General features: G+C 72.7%; 8 protein-coding genes. 6 read left to right on the top strand and 2 right to left on the bottom strand.

Features of this window, described 5'->3' with window-relative positions:
- The first annotated feature begins 28 nt into the window (after nt 1-28).
- From H9652_RS14490 to lnt, 3 genes are all read left to right on the top strand, one after another.
- On the top strand, nt 29-3,064 hold the full coding sequence (locus H9652_RS14490) for a DEAD/DEAH box helicase (protein ID WP_191796878.1): 3,036 nt from the start codon (nt 29-31) through the stop codon (nt 3,062-3,064).
- A gap of 75 nt (nt 3,065-3,139) precedes the next feature.
- Nucleotides 3,140-4,804 (top strand): amidohydrolase, encoded by a 1,665-nt coding sequence (locus H9652_RS14495; RefSeq protein WP_191796879.1) that lies wholly within the window; start codon nt 3,140-3,142, stop codon nt 4,802-4,804.
- Nucleotides 4,805-5,167: 363 nt separating this feature from the next.
- Nucleotides 5,168-6,775, top strand: a complete 1,608-nt coding sequence (gene lnt, locus H9652_RS14500) for an apolipoprotein N-acyltransferase (protein WP_191796880.1) — start codon at nt 5,168-5,170, stop codon at nt 6,773-6,775.
- Between the two features lie 204 nt (nt 6,776-6,979).
- Here lnt and H9652_RS14505 read toward each other — a convergent pair whose 3' ends face one another.
- Nucleotides 6,980-7,324, bottom strand: coding sequence for an RNA polymerase-binding protein RbpA (locus H9652_RS14505; RefSeq protein WP_138824427.1), 345 nt, complete (start codon nt 7,322-7,324; stop codon nt 6,980-6,982).
- 428 nt (nt 7,325-7,752) lie between these two features.
- Here H9652_RS14505 and H9652_RS14510 point away from each other — a divergent pair, with 428 nt between their 5' ends.
- Both H9652_RS14510 and H9652_RS14515 read left to right on the top strand, forming a co-directional pair.
- Nucleotides 7,753-8,838 carry a site-specific integrase gene (locus tag H9652_RS14510; RefSeq protein ID WP_191796881.1) on the top strand — a complete coding sequence of 362 codons (1,086 nt, stop codon included), beginning with the start codon at nt 7,753-7,755 and terminating at the stop codon, nt 8,836-8,838.
- 377 nt (nt 8,839-9,215) lie between these two features.
- Entirely contained in the window at nt 9,216-9,482 is a 267-nt protein-coding gene (locus H9652_RS14515; RefSeq protein ID WP_191796882.1) for a DUF1905 domain-containing protein, read from the top strand.
- 84 nt (nt 9,483-9,566) lie between these two features.
- Here the strand turns inward: H9652_RS14515 and H9652_RS14520 are convergent, their stop codons facing one another.
- Nucleotides 9,567-10,505, bottom strand: coding sequence for a patatin-like phospholipase family protein (locus tag H9652_RS14520; protein ID WP_191796883.1), 939 nt, complete (start codon nt 10,503-10,505; stop codon nt 9,567-9,569).
- A 476-nt stretch (nt 10,506-10,981) separates the two neighbouring features.
- On the opposite strand from H9652_RS14520, the gene H9652_RS14525 reads away from it, so the two are divergent.
- Nucleotides 10,982-11,428, top strand: coding sequence for an iron chaperone (locus tag H9652_RS14525; RefSeq protein WP_191796884.1), 447 nt, complete (start codon nt 10,982-10,984; stop codon nt 11,426-11,428).
- Nucleotides 11,429-11,469: the final 41 nt, after the last annotated feature.

An 11,469-nucleotide genomic window follows, 5' to 3' on the forward strand; every position in this document is an offset into this window, starting at 1 on the left:
CGACACACCCGGACCGTAGGGTGGTGGCATGACCGCAGCACCCCGCACCGCCGGCAACGCAGGACACGACGACACAGCCGGCACAGCCGGCCAGGCGAGCCCCGCGGAGCGGTACGCGGCCTCGCGCGCCCTCCAGGCATCCTCCCGCACCCAGCTCGCCGCGTTCCGCGAGGTCGTCGGCTTCCCGTTCGACGACTTCCAGGTCCGCGCCTGCCAGGCCCTCGAAGAAGGGCGCGGCGTCCTCGTCGCCGCGCCCACCGGGGCCGGCAAGACCGTCGTGGGGGAGTTCGCCGTCCACCTCGCGCTCGCCGGCGGCCGCAAGGCCTTCTACACGACGCCCATCAAGGCCCTGTCCAACCAGAAGTACGCCGACCTCGCGCGCCGCCACGGACCCGACCAGGTAGGCCTGCTCACGGGCGACACCTCCATCAACGGCGACGCCCCGATCGTCGTCATGACCACCGAGGTCCTGCGCAACATGCTCTACGCGGGCTCGCGCGCCCTCGACGGCCTCGCGTTCGTCGTCATGGACGAGGTCCACTACCTCGCCGACCGCTTCCGGGGACCCGTCTGGGAAGAGGTCATCATCCACCTCGACGACGACGTCCAGCTCGTGTCCCTGTCCGCGACGGTGTCCAACGCCGAGGAGTTCGGCGACTGGCTCGAGATGGTGCGCGGCGACACCGCCGTCATCGTCAGCGAGCGCCGCCCCGTCCCGCTGTGGCAGCACGTCCTCGTCGGCTCCCGCCATCGCGGCCCCCGCACCCCCGGGGAGGTCGTGCGCCCCGGCACCGGTGCGGACCTGATCGACCTCTACGCGGGGCACGTCGACCCGACCGACCCGGGCGTCAACCCGCCCATCAACCCCGACCTGCTCGCGGCGTTCCGCAGCGGCGCCCGCGACGGCGGCTACCCGGGCCGGGGCGGACGCGGCGGGGACCGCGGCTACCGAGGGCGCGGCGGACGCCAGCCCTCGGGCGGGTTCCGGGGAGGATCGGGCGACGGGGGCGGGCGCCGCACCCCGCCACGCTTCGCCGTGGTCGACGCCCTGGACGCCGACGGGCTGCTGCCCGCGATCTTCTTCATCTTCTCCCGCGCCGGGTGCGAGGCCGCCGTGACCCAGTGCCTGGCCGCCGGGCTGCGCCTGACCACGCCCGCGCAGGAGGCCGAGATCCGTGCGACCGTCGAGGCGCGCAGCGCGACCCTGCCCGCCGAGGACCTCGACGTCCTCGGGTACTGGACGTGGAGCGAGTCCCTCGCGCGCGGCGTCGCCGCCCACCACGCGGGCATGCTGCCCATCTTCAAGGAGATCGTCGAGGACCTGTTCAGCCGGGGCCTGGTCAAGGTCGTGTTCGCGACCGAGACCCTCGCCCTGGGCATCAACATGCCCGCCCGGTCCGTCGTGCTGGAGAAGCTCGTCAAGTGGGACGGGACCTCGCACGTCGACATGACCCCGGGGGAGTACACCCAGCTCACGGGCCGCGCCGGGCGCCGCGGCATCGACGTCGAGGGGCACGCCGTCGTCGTCGACCACCCCGGGCTCGACCCCGTCGCCCTCGCGGGCCTCGCGTCCAAGCGCCTGTACCCGCTCAAGTCCTCGTTCCGTCCCACCTACAACATGGCCGTCAACCTCGTCGCGCAGGTGGGCCGCGAGCGCGCCCGCGACGTCCTGGAGACGTCGTTCGCGCAGTTCCAGGCGGACCGGGGCGTCGTGGGTCTCGCCAAGCAGGCGCAGGCGCACGCGGAGGCCCTCGAGGGGTACGCGCAGGCCATGACGTGCGACCGGGGCGACTTCGGCGAGTACGCCAGGCTCCGGCGGGCGATCGCGACCCGTGAGGCCGACCTGTCGAAGTCGGCGCAGCGGGCCCGGCGCGCCCAGATCGTCGCGGACTTCGAGAACCTGCGCGTCGGCGACGTCGTCGAGCTGCCCACGGGCCGACGCGCCGGGTACGTCGTGGTGCTCGACCCCGGCAAGGACGGCGGCTTCGACGGCCCCCGCCCCACCGTCCTCACCGAGGACAAGCACGTCAAGAAGCTCACGGTCGCCGACGCCCCCTCCGGGATCCGCACGGTCGGCACGGTCCGCATCCCCAAGACCTTCAACCCGCGCGTGCCCGCCGCCCGCCGCGACCTGGCCTCCTCGCTGCGCAACGCGCTCGGCGCCTTCGTCGACACCCCCGGCGCCCCGTCGCGGGGCAAGGCGCCCACCGTGCGGTCGGCTGCGGCCGACGACAAGGAGCTCAGCCGCCTGCGAGCAGCCCTGCGCGCCCACCCCTGCCACGACTGCCCCGAGCGGGAGGACCACGCGCGCTGGTCCGAGCGGTGGGCCAAGCTCAAGAAGGAGCACGACGCCCTCGTGCGGCGCGTCGAAGGACGCACCGGCTCGATCGCGCGCGTCTTCGACCGCATCTGCGACATCCTCACCGGCCTCGGGTACCTGGAGGTCGACCCCCACCCGGCCGGCGGAGGCGAGCTCGTGGACGCCCCGGTGGACGGTGCGCCGCCCGCCACCACGCGCCCCCGGCCCGGGCGTACCCCTGCCCCCGACGTCAGGATCACCGACGCCGGGCAGTGGTTGCGCAGGCTGTACGCAGAGAACGACCTGCTGCTCGCCGAGTGCCTGCGCCGCGGCGTGTGGGACGACCTCGACCCCGCCGGGCTCGCCGCGGTCGTCTCGACGCTCGTCTTCTCGGCCCGCCGCGACGAGGCGGGGGAGCCGTACGTGCCCGGCGGCCCCCAGGGAAAGCTCGCGCGCGCCCTCGACGCGACCGTCGTCGTGTGGTCCGAGGTCGACGACCTCGAGGAGGCCCACCGCATCGACGCGACCGGCACCCTCGACCTCGGCATCGTCGCCGCCGTGCACCGGTGGGCCAGCGGCCGCAGCCTCGACGCCGTCCTGCGCGGCTCCGAGCTCGCCGCCGGGGACTTCGTGCGCTGGTGCAAGCAGATCATCGACGTCCTCGACCAGCTCGCGACCGCAGCCCCCACCCCGGCGATGCGCAAGACCGCGGTCCGGGCCATCGAGGCCGTCCGCCGGGGGGTCGTGGCCTACTCCAGCGTGTGACCTTCGCGTCACGCACGCCCGGCGCACCCCGCGAAAGGGGCGCGCCGGGCACGGCGTGGCATATCGTGTGGTTTCGTGGCCTCCACCCTGTACCGCAACGGTGTCATTCACTCCTCGACCGACCCCTTCGCCGAGGCGATGCTCGTCGACGGCGGGGTGATCACCTGGATCGGCGCCGACGACACAGCCGCCGGGCTCGCCGCCCGAGCCGACCGCGTCGTCGACCTCGACGGCGCCCTCGTCGCCCCCGGGTTCGTCGACTCCCACGTCCACGTCCTCGAGACCGGTCTCGCCCTCGCGGGTGTCGACCTGTCCGCGAGCGCCGGCGTCACGTCCCTGGCCGACGCGCTCGACGCGCTGCACGCCGCGGTCGAGGCCCGCCCGGCCGCCGAGGCGGACGACGTGGTGCTCGCGTTCGGGTGGGACGAGCAGGAGTGGCCCGAGCACCGCGCCCCGACGCGCCACGAGCTCGACGCGGCGTGCGGGGGAGCGCTCGTGTACGCGGCGCGCGTCGACGTGCACTCCGCCGTGGTCTCGACGTCCCTCGCGCAGCGGGCGGGCCTCGAGGGGCGCCCGGGCTGGACGGAGAGCGGCTGGGTCACGCTGGACGCCCACCACGCCGCCCGGGACGCGGCCCGTGCGATGACCCCCGAGCGGCGCACCGCGGTCTACCGTGCGGCGCTGGACGCGGCCGCGCGGCGGGGCATCGTGTCGGTGCACGAGAACAGCGCCCCCTCGATCGACACCCGGGACGGGCTGCGCGAGCTCATGGACCTCACGGGGGACCCGCAGGGCGCCCTGCCGCACCTCGTCGCGTACCGGGGCGAGCTGTGCGCCACCCCCGACGACGCGCGCGCCCTCCTGGCCGACCTGCCCGGCCTGGCCGGCATCGCGGGAGACCTGAACGTCGACGGGTCGCTCGGCTCGCGCACCGCGGCGCTGCGGCACCCGTACTCCGACCTCACGGGCACCCCCGGCGAGGCCGGGCCCGACGGGCGCGGCAACCAGTACCTGTCCGCCGAGCAGATCGCGGCCCACCTGTCCGCCGTCGCCGCGGCGGGCACCCAGGGCGGGTTCCACGTCATCGGGGACCGGGCCATGGACGAGTTCCTCGTGGGGCTGCGCGCCGCCGCCGAGGCGGACGGGGCGGCGGCGCACCGCCGTGCCGCGCACCGCGTCGAGCACGCCCTGTTCGTCGACACCAACGCCCTCTCGACGCTCCTGCTGTTCGGGGTGTCGCTGTCCATCCAGCCGGTGTTCGACGCCGCCTGGGGTGGCCCCGACGGCATGTACGCCTCACGCCTGGGTCCCACGCGCGTGGCCGGGCTCTCGCCCTTCGCCGACCTTGCCGGGGCGGGGGTCCCGCTCGCCTTCGGTTCCGACTCTCCCGTGACCGCGATGGACCCCTGGTCCGCGGTCCGGGCCGCGATGTCGCACGCCGACCCCGACCAGCGCGTCTCCGCGCGGGCCGCGTTCCGGGCGCACACGCGCGGGGGCTGGCGCATCGCCGGGCTCGACCACACGGGCGCGGGCCAGCTGCGCGTCGGCGCGCCCGCCCACCTCGCGGTCTGGCGTGCCGAGCACCTCGCCGTGCAGGGCACGGGGACCTCGGTGTCCTCCTGGAGCACCGACGCCCGCTCCGGCACGCCGCTGCTGCCCGACCTCACCGACGACGCACCCGACCCGACGTGCCTGCAGACGGTGCGCGACGGCGTCGTGCTGTACGACACGTTCGACTGAGCCCCGGTTCGACCCGGCCGGGCCACCGGCGGGTCGTCCGCCGCGCCCTCGCGCGGGTGAGGCCGGTCGCGCCGCCGCAGGTCACCGGGGCGCGACCGGCGGCACCGCCTGCCAGGGCGCGCGTTCGGATTGACACCTCCGTGAGGGGCGGTAAGTTCGATGACGTGTTCCGGCCGTCAGCGCCGCAGGGGTTCGAGCCACCATCTCACCGTCCGTCCTGCGTGCTCTGACGTGCATCGGCTCGACCCGCGCGTTCAGTAGACAACACGGCCTCACCGGTGGCGGTGCGACGTGGTCCGAAGGACGCGCGGGTCGGCCCACATCTCCCGGCCGACCTGCAGGTACGTGGCGTACCCTGCACTGGTGTCGACCCGTGAGCCGAGCCGCTGGCTGCTGATCCTTCTCGCCGCCGGTGGTGGCTTCCTGACGAACACCGCCTTCCCCGACCGTGGGTGGTGGCCCATGGCGTTCGTCGGGGTCGCAGCCCTCTTCCTGGCCCTGCGTCGTGACCGCGTCTGGTGGAACGCCCTCGTCGGGCTCGTGTGGGGCCTCGCGTTCTTCCTCCCGCACATCCAGTGGGCTCAGATCGCGACCGACACCGTGCCCTGGCTCGCCTTGAGCGTCCTCGAAGCGGTCTTCCTCGCGCTGTTCGGCGCGATGTGGACCTGGGCCCGGCGGATCGGGGCCGTCGCCCGCAACCTCGCGTGGCAGGTCGTGACGTTCTCCGTGCTGTGGGTCGCGGTCGAGCAGTGGCGCTCCGAGTTCCCGTTCGGCGGGTTCCCCTGGGGGCGGCTCGCGTTCTCCCAGGTCGACTCCCTGCTGGGGCGCACCGCCTGGCTCGGCGGAGGACTGCTCGTCTCCCTGCTGACCGCCGCGATCGGGGTCCTGCTCGCCGTGTTCGTGCTCGAGGCCCGGAAGGTGCGCGCCCTGCCCGCCCTGTGCGCACTGGGTACGGCCGCCGTGCTCCTCGGCGCGGGCCTCGTCGTCCCGCTCGACACCCGCGCCGAGACCGGGACCCTGAAGATCGGCGCGGTCCAGGGGAACGTCGGGGAACCGGGCCTCGGGTCCTTCGCCAACCGTGGCGAGGTCCTGCAGAACCACGTCGACGGCACGCTCGCCCTGCTCGACGAGGTCGACCCCGGCGAGCTCGACGTCGTCCTGTGGCCCGAGAACGGCTCCGACCTCGACCCGCAGACCACCCCCGACGTCGCCGCCGACATCGACGCGGCCGCGACGACCGTCGGCGCGCCCATCCTCGTCGGGGCGCAGGAGTTCCCCGAGACCGGCGGGCGGTACAACGTGTCGCTGCTGTGGGCCCCCGGGCAGGGTGTCATCGACCGGTACGCCAAGCAGCACCCCGCACCGTTCGGCGAGTACATCCCGATGCGCAGCTTCGTGCGCATCTTCTCCGACCAGGTGGACCGCGTGACCACGGACATGATCGCGGGCGACGAGGTCGCGGTCGTCGACCTGCCCTCCGAACGCCTCGGGCGCACCGTCCCGCTCGGCACCGTCATCTGCTTCGAGGTCGCGTACGAGGAGCTCATCCGCGACGCCGTGAACGCCGGCGCGGAGCTCCTCGTCGTGCCCACCAACAACGCGTCCTTCGGGTACAGCGCCGAGTCCACCCAGCAGCTCGCCATGTCTCGCCTGCGCGCCGTCGAGACCGGGCGCGCGACCGTGCAGATCTCGACCGTCGGCGTCAGCGGCATCATCGCCCCCAACGGCGCGCTCCTGCAGAGCACCGAGCTCTTCACGGCCGACCAGATGGTCGCGACCTTGCCCCTGCGCGACTCCCTGACCCCGGCCGTACGGCTGGGGTACTGGCCCGGGTGGATCGCGGGCGGGCTCACGGTCCTGCTCGTCGTCGCGGGCGTCGTCGCCCACGTCTCCCGTCCGGCCGCGAGCGCCAAGGCCCCTGCGCGCAAGCCCACCGCCAAGCGCCCGACGTCCAAGCCTGCACGCCGCTAGTCGTCCGACCGCGCGGTGCGCACCCCGGGAAGGCCCGTCCTGCCCGACGGCGAGGTTCGCCCGGGTGCGACGGCCCCGGTGGGTGCGCGGCGCCGTCGGGCGGACCGGACACCTGTCGGTGAGCGGGGGAGAGCCCGGCCGAGGCCCCAGGGACGACGAAGGGCCCGGAGCTCCGAGGAGTTCCGGGCCCGACGCGTCAGACGATCAGGCGCTGCGGCGCAGCTTGCCGGCACGCAGGAGACCGAGGCGCTCGTCGAGCAGCTCCTCGAGCTCCTTGATCGTGCGACGCTCGAGCAGCATGTCCCAGTGCGTACGGGCGGGCTTGCCGGCCTTGGGCTCGGGGCGCTCCGCGTCACGCAGGAGGGCCTCCTCACCGCAGCGACACTCCCACACCGCGGGCACCTCGGCCTCGGTCGAGAACGGCAGGATGATGGTGTGACCGTTGGGGCAGTCGTAGTGCGCCTGGAAACGAGGGGCGAAGTCGACGCCCGCGTCGGACTCCATGCTCTTCGCACCGATGCTCATTCCACGTAGGGACCGGTCTGGCATGTCGTCCTCCAAGGGGTAGCGGCAGGGGTTGTCTATGGGGGTCAACGTCCGACCGGATGCGCGTGTTCCGGCGGGGCGTGAAGGTCCGGTGAACGCACGTGGCACGCCGAACCCACCCGTCGAGGCTGCCCAGCAGACCGCACGCATCGGGGAGGACGCGCACACCCGCGAGACCACCGACCAGGTTTCCGGTTTTCGCAGGTCGGCGCAACTCCACACGCACGATCGACGGTGTGATGTTGCCCGGGGCACTGCCTGTACCGCACGTCAGGGGACCGGCCAGAGCCCACCGGTGGGACGCGGACGTGACCGTCGATCCGCCGGTGCCGCCGCTCGACGACCTGTCCGGATCGTCGCTGATGCGACGGATCGCGGTACCGTTCGTGCTGTGAGGAACCAGGCAGACCACGCACAGTGGACGGATCGTCATGGCGACCGTTGAGGCGTACGAGACGACGGCCGGGCGACGGTACATGGTTCGTTACCGCACCCCCGAGCGCAAGCAGACCAAGAAGCGTGGCTTCAAGACCAAGCGCAGCGCCGAGGCCTTCGCGTCCTCGCTCGAGGTGTCCATCCTGCGCGGCGAGTTCATCGACCCGACGGCAGCCCGGTCGACCGTGCACGAGCTCGGGGGAGCGTGGCTCGGGCGCCAGACCCACCTCAAACCGTCGACCGCCCGCGCGATCGAGAGCTCGTGGCGGCTGCACGTCACGCCCCGGTGGGGGAGCGTGCCCGTCGCGGAGATCCGGCGCACCGCGGTGCAGGCCTGGGTCTCCGACCTGAGTGCCACCTACAGCGCGACGACGGTCGCCCGCGCGCACGGCGCCCTCGCGTCGCTGCTCGACGACGCCGTCGACGACCGACGCATCCTCACCAACCCGGCCCGCGGGGTCAACCTGCCCCGCAAGGTCCGGCGCGAGCACACCTACCTCGACCACCAGCAGGTCGCCGCGCTCGCCACCGCGGCCGGCCGGCACGAGACCCTCGTCCTGGTCCTCGCCTACTGCGGGCTGCGCTGGGGCGAGGCCGCGGGCCTCCGTGTCCGGGACCTCGACATGCTCCGCCAGCGCCTGCGCATCAACCAAAACGCGGTCGAGGTCGGCTCCGAGATCGTCGTCGGGACGCCCAAGACCCACGAGCGGCGCTCCGTCCCGTTCCCCGCGTTCCTCTCGCTGCCCCTCGCCGCAGCGTGCGAGGGCAAGGGGCGCGACGACGTCGTCTTCCACGGCGACCGCGGCACCTACCTCAAGCGGTCCAAGTCGGGCACCGGCTGGTTCTCCCGCGCGGCTCGCGTCGCGGGCATCGACGACCACCTCACTCCGCACGACCTCCGCCACAGCGCCGCGAGCCTCGCGGTGTCCGCGGGGGCGAACGTCAAGGCCGTCCAGCGCATGCTGGGACATGCCTCCGCGAGCATGACCCTCGACGTCTACGCGGACCTCTTCGAGAAGGATCTCGACGGTGTCGCGGTCGCGCTGGAGACGGCGCGACTGCGTGCGGTCTCGCCCGGCTAGTGCCCAGGGTGTGCCCACGAGGTTCGATCGAGCCGCGGGCAGACGTGCTCGATCGTTGATGTTGCAACGGTTCATGGGGGAGTGGTGACTCCTGCCCCGTGGGTCTAGAACTCACGGGGCATCGACCTTCCAGGCGCACGACGGACAATCACGACCGGTTCCGTACCTGCGGCGACGTGTCCGAGATGCGCCGAGCGCGACAAGGACGCCGACGCTCTCAGGGCTTCCTGGAGAAGTCTGTCGACATCAAGAGACTTCGCTCCGGCGAGGGCGGGCGCGTGCCCGGCGCCGCTCGATAGAGTCGGACGACGCACGACGGACGCACACGGCGCCGTCGACGACGAGGGGGTCACGTGGTGAGCACGAGTCCAGGTCCGATGGACGTCACATTCTCTGCGCCGATCGGCGTGACGGTGCGCGACGACGTCTGGTCGTGCGTCGAGGTGCCCGACTCGGTGGAGCTCCTGGGCACGGGGAAGGCCGTACGCGTGGTCGCGACCGTGGACGGCCACGACCTCACGGCCGGGCTCATGCCGACCGGGTCCGGTGGCCACATGCTCTCGATCAGCACAAAGCTCCGTAAGAAGCTCGGCAAGGACATCGGAGACACGGTAACGGTCCATCTTTCGGAACGACTGACCTGAATTCCTGACGACTGCTCCGCATTCCCCGGTCGCGTGGCGCGAAAAGCACCACACGACCGGGGAGGTGACATTCTTGTCGCGGGGTCAGCGCCAGAACTCGGTCAGGCGATCGGCCACAGCCAGGCCCTGCTCGTACCCGGTTCGAGCGGCCGTCGGGCGGAGCGAGAGATCCATCGCGTTGGCACCGAACAGGTGCTCGGAGTCGGCGTCCGGGAAGATCGACACGACCTCGCTGCCACGCGCGCGGAGCTCGTCGGCCTGCGTCGCCAGCTGCTGTCCCCATGTCGGCGGGGTGAGGGACCGGCCGCCGAACGGGGACAGCACGAGCACCCGCCCGTACCCCGCGGCGAGGTCGGCGTTCTCGTTGCGCCGGTAGCCCCCGTCGATGTACCGGCGACCGGCGATCGCGTAGGGAAGACCGCTCGAACAGCTCGCGGCGACGGCGTCCACCAGGTCGACCCCGCTGTCGCGGTCGAAGACCGTCGGCTCCCCGGTCTCGGCATCGACAGCCGTGAGGAGGACCCGTCGCAGCAGCGGCCACGTCTGACCCGGAAGCCGTGACGCGACCGTGGACCGCCACCGTTCCTGCCAGGAACCGTCCGACGTCGACTCCCGCTCGAGCGCTGCGGCGCCCACACGTCTGCGCAGGTCAGCCTGGTCGTGGGCCGAGGCGATGAGGGCGCGCATCCGTTCGAGGTGGTCGTCGACAGGCCTGCGGGCAGCTCCCTCCGGAGCGCGTCGCCCCGGAGGGGTCGAGGCAAGGGCCGCCGCCAGCAGGTCGGCCGGGGCCGCACCCGCCAGCTGGGCGGCAGCGGTCGAGCCAGCCGACGTCCCGACGGTCACGTCGGGGGTGGTCACGTCCACACCGGCCTCGAACAGGCCGGCGACGACGCCGATCAGCCAGGCGTTTCCGGTCGAGCCCCCTCCACCGAGGACCACGGCCCGGCCACCGGCAGGTCGTTCCTGCGGGCCGGGGTCGGGCGTCACGGGGGAGTGCGCGGGAGAAGAGGGTGAGGTGTTCATGGGAGTCGCCTTTCGCGAAGTAGCTGGCAAGCGCTCCCGGTGGCGACTAGCGCCGTCGCGTGATCGTGGGCTGCGGGGGAGCGCCCGGTACGGATGCTGCGTTCACGGGTCTCACCTCCTCGACGGGTCGCGATCACCGCGACGCTAGCACGACGCCACCGAGCATGAGCAAGGGAATTTGCCGAACGTCGCTCCGCCGCCGCGTCCTCGGCATGGACGACCCGCTCGGCACGGCGATCCGAAGAATCCGGGAGCGGATGTGTTGCGGCATTCCGAACGGCGCACCGTGGATTCCTCGGCGACCTTCTTCTCCGTTCACCGACGCTCTCGAAAAAGACCGACGGCACGATTCTCCCGCCGCCGGGAACAGGCCGCTGCGTCACCCCGGCAAGATCGAGCAGGTCTGGAGAAGCGCGCACTGTCGCCCCTCAGTAGCGTCGAACCCGACGGCAGACACACCACGAAGGGGAATCGCGATGACCGGCACCACGAAGTCGACGACAACCAGCAAGGCCTACGAAGGCTTCTCGGCCGAGGAACGTGCGGCGATGAAGGAGCGCGCCAAGGAGCTCAAGGCGTCCGCGAACCGGGCCGAGGCGGAGAAGGCCCAGCTCGAGAAGATCGCGGAGCTCTCCGAGCCGGACCGTTCGATGGCCTCGCGGATCCACGAGCTCGTCGCCGAGCACGCGCCCGCGCTCGCGCCGAAGACCTGGTACGGGATGCCCGGCTGGGCCAAGGACGGCAAGATCCTCTGCTTCTTCCAGCCCGCGGAGAAGTTCGGTGCGCGCTATCCGACCTTCGGCTTCAACGACGTGGCACAGCTCGACGACGGCACCCTGTGGCCCGTCGCGTACGCGCTCACGGTGCTGACGCCGGAGAACGAGGCGACGATCACGGACCTCGTCAAGAGGGCGGCGGGCTGAGTCGAACGGTCACGGGCGCCGCGGCGAGGGCATCGGTGCAG

The sequence above is a fragment of the Oerskovia rustica genome, assembly GCF_014836555.1.
GTDB classification, from domain to species: domain Bacteria; phylum Actinomycetota; class Actinomycetes; order Actinomycetales; family Cellulomonadaceae; genus Oerskovia; species Oerskovia rustica.

Excerpts from the sequence above, each read along its gene's own strand:
- H9652_RS14490 (WP_191796878.1), top strand. The coding sequence starts at position 29 with ATGACCGCAGCACCCCGCACCGCCGGCAACGCAGGACACGACGACACA.
- H9652_RS14505 (WP_138824427.1), bottom strand. The coding sequence starts at position 7,324 with ATGCCAGACCGGTCCCTACGTGGAATGAGCATCGGTGCGAAGAGCATG.
- H9652_RS14510 (WP_191796881.1), top strand. The coding sequence starts at position 7,753 with ATGGCGACCGTTGAGGCGTACGAGACGACGGCCGGGCGACGGTACATG.
- H9652_RS14515 (WP_191796882.1), top strand. The coding sequence starts at position 9,216 with ATGGACGTCACATTCTCTGCGCCGATCGGCGTGACGGTGCGCGACGAC.
- H9652_RS14520 (WP_191796883.1), bottom strand. The coding sequence starts at position 10,505 with ATGAACACCTCACCCTCTTCTCCCGCGCACTCCCCCGTGACGCCCGAC.
- H9652_RS14525 (WP_191796884.1), top strand. The coding sequence starts at position 10,982 with ATGACCGGCACCACGAAGTCGACGACAACCAGCAAGGCCTACGAAGGC.